This window comes from Dyadobacter endophyticus (genome assembly GCF_014641595.1).
Taxonomy (GTDB): Bacteria; Bacteroidota; Bacteroidia; order Cytophagales; family Spirosomataceae; genus Dyadobacter; species Dyadobacter endophyticus.
On the sequence record NZ_BMIA01000001.1, the window covers coordinates 1,257,564 to 1,278,320 of the forward strand.

Here is a 20,757-nt window from a genome sequence, read left to right on the forward strand (position 1 = left end):
TCATTGGCTAGTTTTTCAGCCAGGCCTCGTTTAGTGCTTTTTTGGAATCGTCGCCGAACCGGAAACCGTCACCGTCCTTGTAATTGAGTTTCACGGTACCTTTCAGCTCTGTATCCCTACCATTCCGGTTCACTTTAACGGTGATAGGGCTTCCTTCATCGAGGTCGTAACCGAGGTAGACGAGCGCCATCAGGTTTTTCGGATCGACGGGAATCCCATTGAATTCCACGAAAATATCGTTGTCCTGGATGCCCAGACTTTTGTAAAATTCGTTCTGATTGTCGGCCTCATGGGCGAGTACGTGAGTACGCGAGGCATCGGGTTTAATGTAAATGACATCGTTCCGAAGAAAAACGATCGGCTCGGGGAACGGTATGGTCTGCTTTTTGAGGCCTACCTTACCCACAAAGTCCTCGTAACGGATAGGTTCGCCCATTACCACATGTTTATCGAGAAATGCGCCTGCTTCCGGGCCGGCTATCTGTGTAATGACCGGGATCAGCTCGGCGTCGTCGAAGGGCTTTTGAGGGCCGTATTTTTGAGATAATTCGCCCATGAGCCACAGGAGGCCGCGCTGGCCCTGGGTTTTTTCACGGATCACAATATCGAGACACATGGCAATGAGCGCGCCCTTCTCATACACATTCGGGTATTGGGATTTTAACTTGGGGTCGAGGATATTGCGGCTCATTTCGGTAAAAGAAAGGCTATCGGAGTAGGAGTGCGACTGTTCTACTTTTTTGGCCATCATATCATAGAATGCGTCCGCGCCGATCAGGCCCTGGTTTACCTGGAAAAGGTTGGAGAAATACTCGGTAACGCCCTCATAAAACCATAAATGCTGACTCATTTTAGGTGCATTGAAATCGAAATAATGGATTTCCTTTGAATGCACTTTCAACGGCGCGATGGTATGAAAGAACTCGTGGCTGATGACGTGGATCAGGTCCTTGCTTTTCATAGGATCCCTGAAAACCGCTGTCGTGGAAGCGTTGTGTTCCAGCGCGCCAATGCCCTTGGCGTCATCGTTAGCACCCGACGACACATAAGTGAGCACCGCGTATTTAGGGGTATCGTTGATTTTTCCCATGAATTTTTTCTGGGCGCGCATCATCTTTTCAAGGTCCGGCTTCAATGCCGATGCATGGATGTTGCCGCGCTGGGAGTAAATGCCCAACAGCACCTCCATTCCATCGACTTTGAAGGAGAAAGTGTCGGGCGCGGCGTACATGACGGGGTTGTCGATCACATCGGGATAGCGTGGGATCTGGTACACGTCTTTGCGGGTGTCGGCGTCGGTATCCACGAGCGCGGTCGTGCCATAGAGCGTTTCAGGATGCGAAACGGTGATCCGGTAAGGCGTTTCGGTTTGGCCAGTAAAGTAGCCGACAAATCCGGCCATGTTTAGCAGGAAATGCTTCCCGGCCTCGATATTGGTTCCAGCCGGAGAGAAAATGGTTTTGCTCTTTTCGGAAAAAGGATCGCTTTCCTCTTCGGTGTCGAAAGTGTCGCCGACCAGGTAGGACATCCGGGCGAGCTTCCGTGCTGGGGAAATGGTGACCGTATTCGAGTCGGTGCGAGTGACGCGTAGCGCCTTGCCCTTTTTGTCAAAAGCCTGAACATCCTGGACATACCTGCCGTAGTTGGCAATGGCGTAGGTGCCGGGGATGATTTTCGGGAAATTGTAGGTTGCAACGTCGCCGGTTTGCGCGGGTGGCGTTACGGTAACCCGCACGCGGTCGGCATCGACGTTGACCAGATCTATCCCTACTTCCACTGCTTTGGAGCCGGAAGCAGGTCCGGGTTTGCTGCCTGCGCAGGAATACAAAAGTGCGGTAAGCAACAGGCCGGGCAAAAATTGTGATTTCATATTAAGTTAAACAGCGTTCAGTGAAACCGGTATCCGATTCCCAGGTTAAGGTAAATATTATGCAGGCCAAAATCGATGCTCCGGAAGCCGGGCTCCATCAGTGGCGTTAATGCGTAGTTAAGGTTTGCCGAAATAAAAAAGTTGGAACTCAGGCGGTAGTCGGTACCGACTTCGATACCGGCATTGACCCGTCGGACGTTGTCCGAAAAATCGTACGAAGCGGCATCGATATCCTCCCTTTCGCCCACGGGCGTCTGGTTGCGTATGTACCCCTCGCGCGCGTCGCCAGAGAACCGGTTATCGAGGAGCAGCGATACAAAGCCACCTGCTTTGAACGTGAATGAGCTGTTGTTATGATAAGTTAAATGCAAGGGAAGCGTGAGATAACTGTTTTTGATTTTTGTTTTGACACGTCCGGTAAAATAGCCTGTCACGGATTCGTTCCCGTTGCTGCCCGCTTCATTGAAGGTCGTATAGTAGGCTTTTACGCGTGCATCCGTGGTCATGCCTTTTTGTTCAAAACGCAGTCCTGTTGCAAGCCCGAATTTTGCGGAAAACCGGTAACCCAGCCCAGCCTCCACAGTCGGCTGGAATCCCGGATTGTAAGATTCTATTTTCCTGACCGACACCGGTATGCCCACGGGTGTCGCAGCCCCGATCGAGACGCCCGCCCGAACATTAAGCGAAACTTTTTTCCCGGTCTGGGCCGTAGTTTCGAGCGCAAAGGCCAGGAAAAGGATCAACAGGTGGAGACGTTTCATCAGGCTGATTTTGAAATACTATTGCGTTACGATCTTCACGTTGTCGATATACAACTTGCTGCCGACAGCTCCTTCAAAAGCCGCACCGTTCTTGCTGGAAGAAAACACAATGGCGATTTTGTAGGCAAATGCAGACAGGTCGGCTTCGTTAACCGCAGATTTATAATTGAATGTGAGGTCGAATGCCTGATAGCCGGAACCCGATGTCGCTACGCCGGATGGGAGTTGAGCAATGGCAACCACACTGGGGTCGGTGAGCACGTTGCTGCCGTTCAGGAATGGTTTTTCTGTCGAAGCTTTGAAAAGCACGGCATAAATATCGCAAAGGTCTTGTTGCGCCGGTATGACCGGCTTGCCGGTTTTATCGGTCACCGGCCCTCCCGAAACGTATTTGTACGAGCCAGTCAGCCGCAATGGCTTTTTATTGAATGGGATACCGAAAATGGTTGCTTCCAACGGCGCGGTTAATGCTTTTGCACCATCGAAACTACCCAGAAAAAGGTTTCCCGCAGCGATAGGCATGCCCACGATTGCGCCGAGCGCGCCGGTGGACTTGGTTTCGAGGTAGGCGGCATATTGCCCTTGGGCGGCGTCGGCAGTGCGTTGGGTAGGGTAGGCCTCGGGTCGTTTTTCCGGCGCAATCAGCGAAAAGCCGCTGTTACCTGAGGCCCAGATATTCTGGTGCTCGGATTCGACGAGTTCATAAGGTATGTAATAGTTGCCGTCTGGATTGATCACCCAGTTTTCAAACATGAAATTGTCGGGCGCAACGTTTCGCAACAGACTGACCCGGTATTCCTTCTTCCAATGGCCATCTTCGGAAGTGACTGTGTAGGTCACAGGTTTGGAAAAATCCTGGGGCGTACCGGACGCGGGCTGTATACTGGCGCCCTCCGTAAGGGTGAACTGCGGCGTAACGGCCTTTATATTGAGTTTCTCGAAATTGACGAAGGCCGTAACGCTGGTATTGGTAATGGACGGCGGTGAAATCAGTACGGAATCGGGTAGTGTCATCACCAGAATATCGGCCTCCATATTTTCCGCTTCCGGTTTGATACACCCGGTTACGGTCAGCAATGTGCCCAGAAAGACCAATAATACTGTTCTTCTCATACGCAATACTAAGCATTTTTTTAGTCACCTGGATTTTACCAGCCAGGAATGCAATTCGATTCTGTCAAGCGGATTAACCATACCCGTATTTTTACGCTAAAAGCGTTTGGGCATATTTGGTAATTTCAAAGCAGCATCTAAAACGTCCTAAGATCATGAAGTATCAATTCATTTTAATCGTTGCATTTCTATTGACAAGCCTGGCCGGCTGTACCCTGGAAGACCACGAAATACCCTCTGGGAACGTCAGGATCGTTAAACGCGAGCGGGTTGGCTATGGCGCTTACCGTTACACGCACGATGCGATGAACCGGCTCGCTACCGAGGTTTTCGAACCGACAGTGATGATTTCGCCTTACGACGTTGCTTTCACCGGCTTCACGGCCGACAACCGGCTGGCACAGGCCGTCGAAAACTTCCCGGCACCGTTGAACGACCTCGGCCATGAAGTGCAGCGGGCGCCCGACGGCAAAATCGAAAGGATCAGAAAGTATTGCGTGGGAGGTCCAACCTGCACCTCGGGTATCTGGTATTTTACCTATCCTTTGGCCAATGTGGTGGAAGTGAAGTTTTGGGATAACGGTTCTCTTTTCAGGGGAACAAATACGTATACCTTCAATTCGGCGGGCCAGATCACGGAAATCAGGCAGTACAATGCCAGCGACGTGCTCACCACCACCACCACACACCTCACTTTCGACGACAAAAAGAATATGCTCAGCTTCTACCCCGAAGGCTACCTCACCCTGCCCGCGAGCAATAACAACGTCGTCGATTTCACGGTAACCAACCACCTCACTTCGGATGTCACCTCCGCGTCATACGCGTATGAGTACAATGCGGAAGGCTGGGTGACGAAGCGGACGAGGACTGGTTTTGCGGCTGAGGTTTTGGAGTATGAGACGTATTAGCCCTGCTGCCCAACTCGCCTTTACTCCGTCAATTTCTCTACCAGGATTCTCCGGGCCACTTTGTTTATGCCGAGTTCATTTTCAATGAACGGCTCCATGCCGCCATAGGTACTGTCGATGGCGTTGAATGTGGCGTTGATGAAACTTTCGTCGACGGTGGAAAGGATTTCGATGGCGTCCATATTCAGTTTCGGTTTGATAATGCGGCCGAGTTTGGCCTTGCCGAGGGTTTTCTCTGCTCGGGCGCGCCGGTAGTAATTGGAAACCATGAAGTCGTCGACGATTAACTGCCTGTCGACGTTCAGGATCGAGAGGATCAATGCGGATATAATGCCGGTCCGATCTTTTCCTGCCGAACAATGGTAAAGTACCGGCTGGTCGGAGCTGGTGATCTGTGTTAAAATGTTTTTCACGCTGCCGATGTTGACAGTAACCGCGTCGGCGTAAAATTTGGCCGTCATGTCCCTGGCCTGCTGTTCGGTAATTTCGCCGTTGAGCACACGTTTCTTTAAACCCTTGATTTCTCCGGCATTGTCCTGCACCACAGGCGTGTGCTGATAGCGTACGTTGGCAGGTAAATGATCTTCTTTTCCTTCGATTTCATGGTCGGTACGGAGATCGTACACGGTGGCGATGCGCAATGCATTGAACCTGCCGAAATCCTCAGTTTCTAGTTTCGAAAGATTATCGGAGCGGTAAATGAAACCTTTTCGGACGGTTCTTCCATCTTTGGTCCTTAACCCGCCGAGGTCCCTGAAATTGATAGTATTTTCCAAGCCGATGTAGCGCGCGGACACGGCGGCAGAGTCGCCTCCACGCGTTGTCAGGTCGTTATAAGCTGCTTTTCCATTGTGTTCCGCCGGGACGCTTACTTTGCAGGAAAACATCAAACCGGCCAGAACCACAGACAGCCCTAAGGATGATTCATTTCTTTTCATAATCTGTTGATGCCAATAGAGGAAGGCCCATTCGTTGCATGCATGCGATGCCCTATTGAGTCACCAACAGATTACCCTTCAATTAGGTTTGATACCAACCCGAGATTCTTGCTGCAATAAGACTTATTCCGAGCGCAACGACTTCACCGGATTGGCGAGCGCTGCTTTCAACGATTGATAAATGACTGTGAGCCAGCATATCAGTAATGTTGCTACGCAAGAGGCGATAAAAATCCAAATGCTCATGTCCGCTTTGTAAGGAAAACTCTGCAACCATTTGTTCATCGCAAACCAGGCGACCGGAATGGCGATCGGGAAAGAGAACAGGACGAGGCGGGTGAAATCTTTAGACAACAGTAACACCACGCTGGCCGCCGAGCCACCCAGCACTTTCCGTACGCCTATTTCTTTCACGCGCTGTTCGGTAGTGAATGTGGCGAGGCCAAAGAGCCCCAGGCAGGCGATCAGGATCGTGAGGCCCGAAAATGTCGTGCAAATCTTGCCGCGCAACTCATCGGCATGGTAGGCATTTTCAAAATCCTGGTCCAGAAAACGGTACTCGAAAAGCTTGTCGGGATAGGTTTGCCGCCATTTCTGGCCGATATATTCCAGGGTTTGGGCTGTATTTTGGGTCTTGATTTTTATATGGATGACCCCATTGGCCCTGCGGTAAACCATAATCATCGGCTCGATCGGGTTGTACAGCGACTGCTGGTGAAAATCCCGCACCACACCAGCTACCTGGGTCGTTGGCGGCGGGTTTTTACCGTCGGCTGGCACGGTACCGAGGATAATCTTCTTGCCGATGGGTTCTTTCCAGTTCATCCGTTTCACAGCAGCCTCATTGATCAGCACACTGTTGGCGGTGTCGGCGGGCAGTTCGTCTGAGAAATTCCGGCCGGCTATGAGCTTCATACCCATTGTTTTAAGATAGTCGTGATCGATTGCCGTCGGTTTGAAACCCATTTCTTTCATTCCTGTATTGGATTCGACCGTGAAAATGATCCTGCCGCCAATATTGCTGACCGGCGCCGACGCGGACGCGACGCTCTGGATATTGGGGTTGTCGAGTAGTTCTTTCCGGAATGCATTGTATTTGTCCTTGGGCTGGTTGTCCTGATAATCAATGGTGAGAACCTGCTCACGGTCGTAGCCCATATCCTTGTTACGCATATAGTTGAGCTGCTGGTAGACAATCCAGGTGCAGATCAGCATGATCAGCGAGATCGAAAATTGTGTTACCACCAGTGCTTTCCTGAAAAAACCGCCGCCTCGCGCCTTGAATGTGCCTTTCAGCACGTTGGCAGGTTCGAACGACGACAGGTAGAATGCAGGGTAACTCCCACTGACCAGCCCGGTAAACACGACGACCGACAATCCGATGAGCACGAATTGCGGGCTGAGCAACTGCATATAGCTGATCGCCTTTCCGGAAACATTATTGAAAAACGGCAGGAGCAAAGCCACCAGGATGAGACTCGCCACCAGGGAGATAAGTGTGATCAGAATCGATTCGGTAAGGAACTGTCGGATGAGCGCACCTTTGAGCGAGCCCATTACTTTCCGCAATCCCACTTCTTTCGCCCGCCGGGCCGATTGCGCCGTCGCCAGGTTCATATAGTTGATACTGGCAATCAGGAGCATGAAAAATGCCACAGCACTGAACGTGTAGACATATCCGATATCGCCATTCGACTCGCCGTCGAATTTGGAATGTAAATGAATGCTTGTGAGCGGCTGCATCTGGTAGGTAATATGAATGCCCATCCGTTTGAAAATGCCGGACATATACTTTTCGTAAAGACCCGGGAAACCGGCTTCCAGCTTTTTCAGGTCCGCATTTTTGGATAGCAGCAAATAGCTATTGATATAAAACCCGCCCCAGCCGTCGGCATTGCGCTGGTTTTGATTCAGGGAAACTAATGCATTGAATGTAAAATGAGAGTTTTTAGGCACGTCCTCTATCACGCCGGTGATTTTATACGAGGTGCTGTCGTTGGTCTGAAGAATCTGGCCCAGAGCAGGGGATTTGCCGAAAAAGCGCTCCGCAACGCGCCGGGTGAGTACTACACTACCCGGCTGCTGCAATGCTTTGGGGTTACCTTCTATGAACTTGTAAGTAAAAACGTCGAAAACAGTGGAATCGACGGCGTAAATGTCTTCTTCATAAAACTGGCGCTCACCCTGGCGGAACATCATCCGGCCGTTCGAAAAAAACCTTACGTAGTTCTCTACAAACGGGTAATCCTGTTTCAAAGTTTTAACAAGGGGCGGCTGTGTGCTGACCCATTTGTTGACCTTGTCCGGCTCCCGGATGTAGGAAACGATCCGGTAAATCTGCGATGCTTTTTTGTGATAACGGTCGTAGCTCAGCTCGTCTACCACGTATAGGAACAGCAGCATGCCGCAGGTCACGCCTATGGTAAGCCCGAGAATGTTGATCAGGCTGTAAAATTTGTCTTTAACCAGGTTACGAAAAGCCAGTTTGAGATAGTTTTTTAACATCGGGTCCGGATTGGGTTCGGAGTGGCTGTGCAAATTTCGTTCCTGTTTTTTAACGAATTGACTAGTAGTGAAATACGGTGCCGTTTCTGTTCGAAAATGAACGTTTTGGATGCCGGAACGTTCGCCGACAGCCGACAGCCGACAGCCGACAGCCGACAGCCGACAGCAAGCGGCGGTCCGCGGTCGGCTGTCGGCTGTCAACCAATCCTCTCCTTTGCTACTTCCCCTGCCGGTCGTACCATTCCAGGAACTCCTCCTTGTCGAATGGCTCAGGATTGAGCAGGAGCTTCTGCCTTACTTGCTCTTCGAGCAGCAATGCCATTTTCTTACGCACATCGGCATATTCGGGGTTATGGGCGAGGTTGTCGTATTCAGTAGCGTCCGGATTGCGCAGGTCGTATAGCTCATATTCGTCGGGATAGCCTCCGAGCGCATCGAAGTAATGCGTGTATTTCCAGTCTTTGGTGCGTACGGCGCGGATCCGGTTTGCTGCTTTCACCACACTCGGTTTATTGGAAGCGCTGGCCTTGGTATCGTCAAATGTGAACAGGATCGCTTCCTGCACCGGCTGGTCGGTTTCGAGCAATGGCACGAGGCTGGTTCCCCTGATTCCCTGCGGTGGTGCCGCTCCGGCAATCTCGGCGATCGTCGGCAGAATGTCGATCAGCGACGACAGATGATGGGTGGATTTGTGGCCGGCGTCTTCGGGGAAGAGGATAGGGTTCGAGATCACCATCGGAATGCGCGTTGCCTCTTCGTAGGCGACAAATGCCTTTTGCCGCATGCCTCCATGTGCCATACCCATTTCCCCATGGTCGGCCAGGCGGATTACCAATGCCTGATCGGCCAGTTTGCTGCCTTCTACTTCCTGGTAAAGCTCTTTGATCAGAAAGCCGATCTCAGTATCGACCACGCGAAGGAGGTTCCCGTAAAAATTAAGGTAGTTGGTTTGCTTCGCCGGCGAATGGAGCGGGCCCAAGCTCAATGCGCCCGTTGCCTTCACTTGCGCCTGTGCGGAAGGTTTGCCATTGTTGGCAAGGTCTTCGTTCACTGTGGCCGGCAGGGTAATAGGGCCTTTGAGAAAATCGTCGCCATAGCCGTAATTGAAACCTTTGGGATAACATAGCACATCGTGCGGATTGACGAGCGAAACCACCAGGCAGTAGGGCTGTTTATCGCCTTTTTTCCTTCTTTTCCGTACGTTTTGCAGGTACGCAATGGCCTGCTGCACATATGCTTTGTCGTGGTTGGCAAAGCCGCCTCCAAAATTTTCCGGAGCCGTGTCCTCGCCGGCATCGGGGGCGATCCAGCCTCTGAAACCGTACATGGCAATGTCGGAAGCAGCCGGACTACCTCCATCGGTGCCTTTGCTCACATGCCATTTCCCGCGGTATTGCACATCATAGCCTTCGTCGAAAAGCATGCGGGCGATGTTGGGCAGGGTGTTATCCAGCTCGATTTCGGCCGGAGAATATCTTCCGCCTTCGGTGAGTGTTTGTGTAACATGGTGTTGAGCAGGGTAAAGGCCCGTGAGCAGCGTCGAGCGGCTTGGCGAGCACATGCAGGTATTGCAAAATGCCCGGTCGAAGCTGAAACCATTCTTTTTCAGGAATGTAAGCGTTTTGAGATTTTCCTTTTCCCAGTTCTCGGGGAAATGTTGCGTCGCCCTTTCCTGGTCGGTTAGGATAACGAGAATGTCCGGCTTGCCGGAGAGGTTACTGAGGCGTTGTCTGAAAGTCATTTTTGCAGTTGTTGAATGGAAGATGGCATTAAATTAATTCGCTAAAAAGTAGAACTAATTTTAGTGCCTAAGGAGGGGAACCGTAGAAGTTAACTGCATTGTAGCGAATTTATTAGTTAACGGTTACTTGGCGAGAGGGCTTTTTTGAACATGCGGTGGACGGATTGTCCCAGGCAGGCCAGCTTCGGGAATGGTTTTTGTTCAACTGCGTCGGCCATTAGGCTGAGAAACAATAAACTTGAAAATCATGAAGAAATTAGCATTTTTAGTAGCATTCGCCATCGTGTCATCTTTTGCCTGTGCGCAGGATGATGCAAAGTCGAAAGCAGACAAGGCCGCGGCCGAGACCAAAGAAGCAGGCCGCAAGGCAGGAAAGGAGATTAAGAAAGACGCTAAATATGTGGGCGACAAGGCCGAGGATGGCGCTGAAAAGGTAGCAGATGGCTCGGAAAAGGCCTACAAGGCGACCAAGAAGGGCGTTAAAAAAGGCGCCAAAAAGGTTGAGAAAGGGGCCGAAAAAGCCTACGATGCTACCAAAAAGGAAGGCAAGGAGCTGAAAGAAAAAGTCGATGATAACCGACGTTAACCGTTAAAGTAGAAATCCCGGCCGGAGCCATCCGGCCGGGATTTTCGCATGATGGCTATTTGTAAGCAATCGCGGCGCTTGACGGCCCTGCCAGCGGAATAACCTCGACCCTGCGGAATCCTGCCTCTTTCGTCCATCTTTCGAAATCGGCACCCGTAAAGTCGAATGCAACCCCGAATTCGATCAGCATATTGAGCGACATCAGAAGTCCGAATGCGTTTTTCCTACGATCGTCGTCGATCAGCGCTTCGATGGCGATGAATGCGCCACCTTCCGGTAGTGCATTATACGCTTTACGGATCAGCATCTTTTTATTGGGCAAATCCCAGTCGTGCAGGATCATACCCATGGTAATCACATCCGCTTGGGGAAACTCGTCTGTGAAAAAATCAACGTTTTTCGTCTTCACCCGATCGCTCATGCCCTTCGATGCAATGTACTCATTTGCAATGGGCTCGACCGTGGGCAGATCGGCAGATATACATGACATATTCGGATGCTGCTTCGCCACCTCGACGGACAGTATACCTGCGGCTCCGCCAATGTCACACAGCGTCGAGTAAGGGGAAAAATCAAACTTCCGGGCCAGGGCCATGAAGTTGCCGATGGAAATGCCCGACATGGCATCGATAAACTGTTTCAATCGCTCGGGTTTCGCATAAAGCTCTTCAAACAGCGGCTTGCCGTTATGCTTGATCTCATTCTGCGGCTGGCCGGTAAGCAGAGCTTCTTCGAGCGAACCCCAAAATGGGTATAGGCGGTCGTTGGCCATTTCCACAAATCCACCCATGTAGGAAGGCTTGTGTTTGTCGAGGAATATTCCGGTTTCGGGCGTATTGGAATACCTGGCTGTTTCGAGGAAACCTTCACGATTGAGAAAACCCAGGGCTACCAACGCATCCAGAAAATCATAAACACCCCGGTCGTGCAATTTTAATGCGGCCTGGATCTCCTTGCCCGACAGGGACTTGCCGGAAAGTACGGTGAAAACGTTCAGTTTGACGGCGCTCAGAAGCGTTTTTGAAGCAAAAAAAGCCAGCGCGGTCTCCATAATGCGCGATGGGGTAATCTGATGCGTTTCAGGTGCTGTGTTCATGATAGAGCAGGGTTTGATTTATTTAATAAAAATATGAAATAAATCAAGAATTCGCCTATTGCAACGCATCTGAATTTTCAGCCGCCCGGATTGGCCTTTTCGTAACTCGTCCTGGCCTTTTGATAAGCATCATCCGGGACTTTTTTGCACTAAATTGCAATCCCATGCAGCCATTAGTGCAACACACAGATTTCGCAGGTGTTGCACTAATGCGGGGCATACAGTCCGCGCGGTTATATTAGCATTTAACTAAGATCGATACCTGCGATAAAATCAGTCGCCTTCAATCCAAGTTTCGCCTGGACCGCGTCGCGGATGGTAGCGTACACGGCTTCGTCCAGCGTCCCGACCCGTGAGCAGAATTCCAGGGTGGTTTTGGATTTGGATGATTTGAAGAAAAGGATCTGCTTGATCGTATCCGAGGATGTGATCAGAAAGGTGCCCAGTTGGAGCGCAACCGTGTTGTTCACTTCCTTAGCGATACCGATCTGGAATGCCCCTTTTGTCGCAGTATGGGTATTTTTCTCGAAAGCGATGAATTTCCCGCTGGTATCGCTCAGGCCTTTTATGGCGTCCAAAGTCTTGGTCACGAGCGGTACGAGCGCCGAGCCGCCGACAGCGGCTGCAACCAGATCGATAATGGCTTTGTCGACCTCGATGGTGGTGCCCTCCGACGTAAACGGTGTGAAACTCGCCGATTGCATCGCCCAGCCAATGTTACTGAGCACATTGATGAATTCCCCATACCACTCTTTGATCTGGTCTTCGTCCGGGAATTTCTTGTTGGCTGCCAGCTGGGCCAGTAATACGGAGTGCAGGACATCCTGCCGGCGCTGGTCCGATACCTCCGATACAAACGACACCAGACTCTTGTCGTTCATGAACGATTGTTCTACATCGGTTTGCGTCTCGATTTCGGTAGTCGTGAGATCTCTTGAGAGTATTTCGCGCTCACTTTCACTAATGAACGATTCTCTGGAGTTTTGCAGGGTCAGTCCTTTGATGTACTTCTTTGGGTCGATGTCTTCCATTTTTTGTGATAGTGTTTAGAGTTTTGTAGTATTTACGGCGCTGAGGAACAGTTGGAAAGATAGGATTATTTCTACGAAACCATTGAATAAATCATGAGGAAATTGTTTCGTAATGCCTCTTGTTTTTGGTAAATCGTCTTCATCTTGAAGCGCGCTCCGGCTGTGCTCGCAGATCGTCCCTGCTTTTCTCAACCTTATTCCTCTTTTCCCATGCGTTACGATACACTCGCTGCCGATGAGGCGGCCTTTAAAAGCCGAACTGATTATACGTTTACGCCATTTACGGTTCCCGTGGCGGGAGAAGACCTTTCGTTACGCGGCGTGTTTTGCAAGCCTAAGAACCGTTCGGGGTATTTCAATACGCCGGAGCCGCCGCATGGCAAGCAACGGATCGTGCTCCATTTTACAGCCGGCAATCTCAGCGGCGGTATCAACACGCTCACTACGCAAAACTTCCGGGTTTCAGTACCGTTTGTCATCGCCCGCGATGGTACTGTCTATCAATTGTTTCCCTCGAAGGACTGGTCGGGGCACATTGGTGCGGGTATCGGCAATGCAGGTACGGGCAATGCGCAGGACAAAGTCACCATTGCGATCGAGATCATCAACTATGGTTACCTGATCGAGCGTGGAGCGAATCTTGAAACCATTTATTCCCGGCCAAAAGAGAATCCCGGCCGTGTTGACCTGTACTGCCCGCTTACCCAGACCGAGGCATATCAGAAGTTGAGCCAGCCATTTCGCGAGCAGAAATACTACGCTTCCTACACGCAGCAACAATATGAGAGTCTGATCATATTACTGCGTTTTTTAACCAAAAAATATAACATTCCGCGTCAGTTTCTCAATGAGTCGGTGCGGTACCAGGGCACGCAGGATGTACTGTCGTTCAAAGGCATTGTTTCCCATGTCAATTACCGTACGGGTGGCAAGTGGGACCTCGGGCCTGCTTTTGACTGGCAGCAGGTCATCGCGGGTGTACAAGCGCAGGCATACCAGCCCGCGAGCGCGACGCGTGATGCAATTGTCGCGGAGGAAGAGGGGCTGATTACCAATGAAACCGCGCTTGACACGCAATGGGCTGAGCCGCGGGGTGTAGAAGTGGCCCCGCCGGAGGATTTCGAATCCCATTTCAACGATGACGAAGGCGCCGCGATCAAGCCGAATTTATTTGCATTGGTGGTTGGGATTGACGCCTACGAGGATCAGGTTGTACTGAACCAGAAAGTGGCCTTCCCAAAGCTCCGGGGCTGTGTGGCCGACGCGACGAAAGTCCGGCGCTACCTAGAAAACGACGGAACGTTCGACCGGAAGCATATTCAGTTTTTAACCAACCAGCGAGCAACCAAAACGGCCATCGTCCAGGCATTTCAGGAGTTGGGAAAAGCTGGGAAAGACGACGTGATCGTCTTTTATTACTCCGGGCATGGTACCCAGGAACTGGCCGATGCGGCGGTCTGGACATCCGAACAGGACGGGAAACTCGAATGCCTTGTGAGCTATTACGACGAAGACCATGATAACGAATACCTGATATCTGACAAAGAACTGCGGTATCTGATCAGGGAGGTTTCTAAAAACGGCGCGCATATTACCGTGATTTCGGATTGCTGCCATTCGGGGGATAATACCCGCAATGCCGGGCTGATCAAATCGACTTACGGGGAGGTTATCGAGCGTCGGATACCTTATGTTTTCCCGCAGCGGACGTGGGAAAAATTCATTTTCAGCACCACACTTTCTCCGGGTGATTTTGCAGGAAAGCACATCGATGCGGTACTTCCGCCAGCCAGGCACGTTAGTCTGTCGGCGTGCGAATCCGACGAATCGGCGGTGGAAGTAAGCGGGGAGGGTGTTTTTACCAAATACCTGCTCAAATCGCTTGAAGCATCAGGAGGGCAGCTTTCGTATGCGGCATTGCATGGCCGCGTGAAGCAAATGCTCAACAATGCCTTCGAGCAGACGCCCGTCATGTATATTCCGCCCGCATTCCACCAGCAGCTTGCATTGACCAATGTATTCAACAAGCCTGGCGGAGCCGGAAACGCCACTTATGCCGACGTGATACGCGACGGCGCGGGTAACTGGGTGCTGCAACGCGGCGCCGTTCACGGGATCGGACGGGAGACCAACGGCATTACCGTGCGGGACGACGAGAAAACATTTGAAGCAAAAGTGCGGTCGGTAGGGGCCGATACGACTATTCTGGCATTCGATAATGCGGTAGAGTCGGAGCTTGATACTTCCAAGGTTTACCAGGGGTATGTAGAGGGGCTGATGAGCCAGCAACTTAAAATTCACCTCAATAATGTTGATAATATTTTGACAGATAGTCTTTTGCTTGCAGAAAAACTTATGTCGGAAATCCCGTCGCAAGCCCGGCTGGAAGCCAAAGAAGCGGAGGCGGATTACACGTTGTCGTTCCGGAACGGACGCGCCGTACTGACCAAACCTTTTGATACTTTTCGCCCGGTCGTAGAACAGATAGAGCTGGATTCGGAGGCATTTGCTTCTGAATTGGTGAAAGATCTCAAACATATTTCGAACTGGCATTTCCTGAAAAACCTGCGCAACGATGCGGCAGTGGGCACGCCGCTACGAATAGAGGTGAGCGATGCCGATGGCCAGCCGATCCAGGCTGACAATGGCGAGGTAAAACTGCATTATCAGCAGATTGATGGCGAATGGAAGGGAAGTATCCGGATCAAAATCACCAATACCAGCACCCGCAAGCTGTATTGCTGCTGCGTATTTCTGGATGCCGGCTTCGGTGCGTCGCTGGGCTTGTTGGATCCCATCGTTACCCCGTTGGACCCGGGCGCTTCCAAGGAGCTTAGCTACAATGGCCAGACCACCATTCCGATTTCGCTGGATACTTATGTTCAATTGTATAATTGGCCTAAAAATGCTGAATACCTGCAATTTATCATCAGTGCCGAAGACCTGTCGAACATCGAGGAACTAGCGCTTGAAAGCCTGCCTGCCCCTTTCACGGTAAGCAAAAAAGGCTCGACCCGCGGTATCGGCCCCAGTAACAAGGAGACTGATAAAAGTGTGGCGGTGAGTTGGTCGACGCAGCTGCTGACGTTGGAATACATAAACCCTGAATACAATATTGTCGCCGAAAGCGACCTCGCTGCTATGCTGGAAGATGAAAATCTGGCCGAGTATGCATTGGGTAATTATTTCGAAGTAAAAACAAGACTGGATTTGCAGCCGGAATATCAGCTGAAACCCGATGTGCAGCTGCGCAAACGCGATGCCCACCTGGATGAAAAAGGGTTTATCCGCGACGGGCTGCTGGATGTGGCCAATAAAACGGCGCGCCTGATACGCAATTCGAAATACCGCATTATGCGTCTGCGCTTTCCGAGGGCACCTAAAATTGTATCCGAAGGAGATTCATGGTTTCAGCATCCACTGGTGGTCGATACGATCGATCACTTGTCGAAAGTGTATCCGATCTTCTGTGTGGCGGCAGCTGGCGATACGCTGGCTAACTACGACCGCGAAGGGGAATGGCTGGAAGCGGTCGAAGACAAAAGCCCCCGTTTTTTCCTTCTGAGCGGAGGTGGAAACGATGTGCTGGGTGAACAGTTCCGCAGCCATATCAAGGCCGGGCCGCACAATACGGGCCTTCCGCCACAGGATTATCTCGAACCGTCGCTGAGCGCGGAGCTGGACAATCTGCAAGTCATATATCGGAAGATGTTCAACGAGTTGTTTGCATTACGTCCTGATATTCACGCGCTTTGCCACGGCTACGATTACATTACCCCGCTGGACAAGACCGACAAGGGCTGGCTGGGCCGGTATATGATCGAAAAAGGAATGACAAGCCAAACGGACCGCAAAGCAGTGATTAGCTACATTCTGAATGAATTCAACGACCGCCTGCGAGCAGTGGCAGCCGAGTTCCCGAATGTACATTATATTAACGCACGGGGACTCGTGGCCGACGACCAGTGGTACGACGAAATTCATCCTAACAAGCATGGTTTTCAGGCTGTGGCGGGGAGCTTTCTGAATGTGATTAATGGTTTGGTAGAAAACTAATCAACCGTTTTTGGCACTTTTCCAGGCCGCCTCATCCTCGTCGCTGAAAATGGCCCCGTAACTTCTCAGGTTTTTCCTGACGGCTTCGGAGAAATTCGAGGCCGGGTCTGCGTTCCGGAAATCGCAGCCTTGTACGAGCAGGCCCGAGACGTTGACAAACGAAAGAACGGGCTTGGCGGCAGCGTCTTTCACAGTAATCTCGGCATACCTGCATTTGATATTGAAAGGCTTGGCCGCCGACGTTATAAGCAGTTGCATATCCAAATGCAGCTGCTTTTTTTTCGCTTCGTCGTCTACGATTTCCAGGCAATCGCCCGTTGCTACCGACCAAATGCGGAAGTGATGCCCGAAATCTCGGGAGAAAATCTGAGTGCCGTCAGCGTTGTAAACGGCATCCTCGACACCATAGCCGTGGCCCCTGTAAATGCGGATGCATTCGCCGGTTTCAGCGAGCCACTCGCGGATCGTCAGATCGTCGGATGTAGAGATTATTTTGGAGCCATCAGGGCTATACCGTGCCCGGTGCAGCCATTTTTCGTGCCCTCGGAATGCCTGCAACGCAATGCCCGATTCAATGTGTATTTCGCTGAAAGTGCGGTCATAGTTTACCGTGAGTAATTTTTTAGAGTCCGGGCTGATCACGCATTTATTTACCACCCAGTCGGATTGCCCGCTGATCGCGTAGAGCTGGGTACCGGTTTCGAGACTCCATTCGCGGATCGACTTGTCGTCGGACGCCGAAACGGCCCTGGGTTTGTCGGGCGAGTAGCTGGCAAAGTTGACTTTATCGGTATGTCCCGAGTAGGTACGGCTTTCAAGGCCTGTTTTGACCGACCATTCCCGCATGGTTTTGTCTTTCGAGGTCGAGAGAATTCTTTCGCCGTCGGCGCTGTAAACGGCGCTATAAACCTGATCGGAATGGCCGTTGAAAGTCCTGAACGGCAGTTCGCTATCCTCCGACCACTCGATCATCGTGCCGTCGTCGGAAGCAGACAGGACGGTTGCTTGATCGGGACTGTAACAAACACTGTTCATTTTTTGGGTATGGGCGCTCAATATCCTGAGGCATTCTCCTGTTTTTACAGACCATTCCCGCACGGTCGTGTCGGCGGAGGCGGAGAGGAACTTATCCCCTTTTGAATTGTAATAAACCGACGACACGTTTTTGGTGTGGCCGGTGTAGATCTTCATGCATTCTTGGGTTGCAGTGCTCCATTCGCGGATCATTTTGTCGTCCGCGCAGGTGAGAATACGGGTGCCGTCGGGCGCGTATACCGCGTCGTTTACCTTGGCATGCGCGTGTTCGTAGCTGGCGAGTTCCATGCCCGTGGATACTGACCATTCCCTGACGAAGGTGTCGTTCGATGCCGACACAACCTTCTGGCCATCGTGGCTGTACCGCGCGGAAAGAACCTTATCGGTATGGCCCGAGAATGTCTGCAAAAGTTTTCCTGTGGCGGTGAGCCATTCTTTAATGGTACAATCGTCCGAGGCTGTCAGGAGCTTTTTTCCGTCGGCGCTGTAATGCACCTGGTTAATCTGCCCATAATGTCCTTTGAAGATGAACCCGTCGCCATCCAGCAAACTGCCTTCGAACCGCGCCGGAAGGTAGGCGCTGCCTTTGTGACGCGTCAACGGGAGCCCGTTGAACTGGATTTGGCGTAAGTCGAGATTAGTGAGATCGGCACCGGCCAGCGTCTGGCGTATATCCAGCCAGATTGTTATTACATTCCGAATAACAAACGCGCGTTCGGTCTCCGCTGCTTTGATTCCGGAATTGTTCCGGCACAAATCCATCAAACGCGATAGCAGGTTCTCTCTTTCCACCAGTTCGAGCCGGCTTTTGGCTGCATTCCAGGTCGGTACCGCCCGATGTTCCCCTTCGATTTCTCCCAGCAGGCGCCGCAGGTAAACCGGGATATAATTCCTGAAAAACACATCCGGTAGCGTACGCTGCACCATCGCGATCGCCGTCATGTTACGTATATGGCATACCGCAAAAAAATCCCTGAAATTCTGGTGTAAAAACCGGAGATCGTCCCCTTCCATGACCAGCACGCGGAGGCGCTCGACCAGAAACTGTTTTACTTTCCCCGCACGCTGCTCTTTATCATCGAGCTCGGTGAGTATGCCCAGGCCCAGTTCTTTCCGTTTTCCGTCGAAGTCGGGATATATTTCGGTAAGCTCTTCTTCATCCAGTTCATCGAATGCCTCGTCGAGCAATGTTTTGAAGTTAAACACGGGGTCGGCGAGTTTGCGGATCGTAATGGCATATTTGCCCTTATCCTCCATTTTGTAAGCAATGTAAGGGACGAGTACGCGAAGCAGGAAAGTCTGGTAGCGGATCTCGTTTTCATCGTTGGCATCGGTAAGCTGGGCGAGCTGGGCTTCGTTGAAATTCCAGAGGAGCTCACCGTATGTAGTCACTTTTTTGAAATGGAAGCGATCGTCGTCCTTGAACCGCAATGCGATGTTATTCGCCCCTGAATACAGCGTCAGCATCATCGGATTGGCAAAGAGCCCCAGCAAATCCTTGTTCGACGGTATTTCCTGGCCTTTTTCTTTGAGATAAGCCATGACGGTTTCCTGTGTAAGCGGCAGGATTTGCATTAATGCTGCGCTCTCGCTGGAAAGGTCCAGTTTTTCGATCTGCTTGTTCCGGGATGAGATCACCATTTGCGTACCGTCAGCCCTGGCCGCAAGGTCATTCAGGGTGGCCATCAGACGTCCTTTCGGAACGGTTACTTCGTTGAGGCCATCCAACAGCAGGATGAGTGAGGGCTTACCCTCACGGGGCGTTGCGAGAACTTTCCAGAGCGCATTGACAGTCTCCGCTGGCGGCTCGGGTATATTCAGCAGGCTTTTACAAATGAACCTGACAACAAAGTCGTTACGCTCGGCTTCGGACGACGAGTTGTATTCATTTAGTGGAATAAAAACGGGAACGGGACCATTTTCTTCAAAAAGCAGATCCCGCCACAGCAAAAGCAGCGACACCGTTTTACCCATGCCGCCGTCCCCCACAAGCAGTGCCTGCGATTTTTTATTTTTCCACAATGCCTCGACTGCCAGTTCGAGCGAGGCAACCTGGGTATCGGTTTTGACCTGCACATCGAGGTAGTTCCCCATATTAATCTCCGAAACCAGGATGCTTTCGATATTCAGGTATTTATAACGGCCTTTTTGAAGTCGCTCAAATTGAGCTTTGGAACCCGCGCGCAGCGTTTCTTGCAGGTTCGCGGGGTCGAAAGGAGCGGACGGCTGCGATATGCTGGTGGTGCGATGGAAGAAAAATTCTCCCAGCTTGTATTTCTGGCTGACGAGGCTTTTGCAAAGTGGTTCAATGCTAAATCCTTTATCGCGTACCTGCTTGGTAACCTGCGCACCCAGCCAGTTGATGGAAACGCTGGCATCCGCATTTGCGTGAAGAATGTCGATCAGTGCGTCGGCAAACGGGCTCTTGTCCGGTACCGCGCCGTTGCGCCCGGCCGTGAGCACCCATCGGGAGGGCACTTCCTCCGCCTCGGCCGACTGGCTTTGCTGCGTAACGTCGATTTCCATCGTAGCAAAAGCTTCCGAGAAGCACGCGTCGACGATCAGGACAATGTGATGAGCTCTGATATTGGAAAGGATTCTGATGACTTCACTGACGGAAATGAGCTTTTTCAAATCGCTGGGCCTTTCCGAAAGTACCGGCGCATCGGAAGGTACCCAATAGCCTTCCTTGTTTTTATCGAAATGGCCGTGTCCCGAGAAGTAGATGATCAGGTTTTCGTCGGGCCTGACGCGAAGCTCACCGTTCTCGTCCTTGTCGGCCAGGTAGCAAATTTCATCGAAAACGATATCGGTTTTAGCATTTTCGTCGAAAAGCGGCTGGATAATGAAGTTTTCATCCGAAAAACCATAGGAATCTTTGAGTACCGCAAAAAATCGCTGGCAGTCGGATACCGGATATTGGAGCGGCGTCCAGTTGTCGTACTTATCGATCGCGACGAAAAACAGCCGGTTCCGTCTTGTTTTATTCTGTCGAGGGGTAACTGTCCCGATGCCCATGATGTGATTTCGCTGACTAAACTTTCAATTTCGGTATTTTTCCCGGGTGTTCGGGGTGGGTATCAAAGAAATTATTAACCGGACTTATGCAAGCCG

General features: G+C 51.4%; 12 protein-coding genes. 3 read left to right on the forward strand and 9 right to left on the reverse strand.

Annotated elements, in window-relative coordinates:
• Positions 1–7: 7 nt before the first annotated feature.
• Genes IEY24_RS05175 through IEY24_RS05185 form a run of 3 tightly spaced genes read right to left on the reverse strand, consistent with a single transcriptional unit; the run spans position 8 to position 3,744 of the window.
• Positions 8–1,870, reverse strand: a complete 1,863-nt coding sequence (locus tag IEY24_RS05175; RefSeq protein ID WP_188929325.1) for a M61 family metallopeptidase — start codon at positions 1,868–1,870, stop codon at positions 8–10.
• A gap of 17 nt (positions 1,871–1,887) precedes the next feature.
• The gene (locus IEY24_RS05180) at positions 1,888–2,631 is read right to left on the reverse strand and encodes a porin family protein (protein ID WP_188929327.1); all 744 of its coding nucleotides are present in this window, start codon (positions 2,629–2,631) and stop codon (positions 1,888–1,890) included.
• Positions 2,632–2,649: 18 nt separating this feature from the next.
• Positions 2,650–3,744, reverse strand: a complete 1,095-nt coding sequence (locus tag IEY24_RS05185; RefSeq protein WP_188929333.1) for a PCMD domain-containing protein — start codon at positions 3,742–3,744, stop codon at positions 2,650–2,652.
• A 155-nt stretch (positions 3,745–3,899) separates the two neighbouring features.
• On the opposite strand from IEY24_RS05185, the gene IEY24_RS05190 reads away from it, so the two are divergent.
• Positions 3,900–4,655 (forward strand): hypothetical protein, encoded by a 756-nt coding sequence (locus IEY24_RS05190; protein ID WP_188929335.1) that lies wholly within the window; start codon positions 3,900–3,902, stop codon positions 4,653–4,655.
• 20 nt (positions 4,656–4,675) lie between these two features.
• On the opposite strand, the gene IEY24_RS05195 is transcribed toward IEY24_RS05190, so the two are convergent.
• From IEY24_RS05195 to IEY24_RS05205, 3 genes are all read right to left on the reverse strand, one after another.
• On the reverse strand, positions 4,676–5,593 hold the full coding sequence (locus IEY24_RS05195) for a tyrosine-protein phosphatase (protein WP_188929337.1): 918 nt from the start codon (positions 5,591–5,593) through the stop codon (positions 4,676–4,678).
• Between the two features lie 123 nt (positions 5,594–5,716).
• Complete coding sequence (locus IEY24_RS05200) at positions 5,717–8,098, reverse strand: ABC transporter permease (RefSeq protein WP_188929339.1); 2,382 nt, start codon at positions 8,096–8,098, stop codon at positions 5,717–5,719.
• A 217-nt stretch (positions 8,099–8,315) separates the two neighbouring features.
• Positions 8,316–9,839, reverse strand: a complete 1,524-nt coding sequence (locus IEY24_RS05205; RefSeq protein ID WP_188929342.1) for a sulfatase family protein — start codon at positions 9,837–9,839, stop codon at positions 8,316–8,318.
• A 247-nt stretch (positions 9,840–10,086) separates the two neighbouring features.
• Between IEY24_RS05205 and IEY24_RS05210 the strand changes: the two genes are divergently transcribed.
• Entirely contained in the window at positions 10,087–10,425 is a 339-nt protein-coding gene (locus IEY24_RS05210) for a hypothetical protein (RefSeq protein ID WP_188929344.1), read from the forward strand.
• Between the two features lie 55 nt (positions 10,426–10,480).
• Here IEY24_RS05210 and IEY24_RS05215 read toward each other — a convergent pair whose 3' ends face one another.
• Positions 10,481–11,521: a methyltransferase gene (locus IEY24_RS05215; protein ID WP_188929346.1), complete on the reverse strand. Its 1,041-nt coding sequence runs from the start codon at positions 11,519–11,521 to the stop codon at positions 10,481–10,483.
• A 245-nt stretch (positions 11,522–11,766) separates the two neighbouring features.
• Positions 11,767–12,552 (reverse strand): hypothetical protein, encoded by a 786-nt coding sequence (locus tag IEY24_RS05220; protein WP_188929348.1) that lies wholly within the window; start codon positions 12,550–12,552, stop codon positions 11,767–11,769.
• 210 nt (positions 12,553–12,762) lie between these two features.
• Between IEY24_RS05220 and IEY24_RS05225 the strand changes: the two genes are divergently transcribed.
• Positions 12,763–16,608, forward strand: coding sequence for a caspase family protein (locus IEY24_RS05225; protein WP_188929356.1), 3,846 nt, complete (start codon positions 12,763–12,765; stop codon positions 16,606–16,608).
• On the opposite strand, the gene IEY24_RS05230 is transcribed toward IEY24_RS05225, so the two are convergent.
• The gene (locus IEY24_RS05230) at positions 16,609–20,661 is read right to left on the reverse strand and encodes a caspase family protein (protein ID WP_188929358.1); all 4,053 of its coding nucleotides are present in this window, start codon (positions 20,659–20,661) and stop codon (positions 16,609–16,611) included.
• Positions 20,662–20,757: the final 96 nt, after the last annotated feature.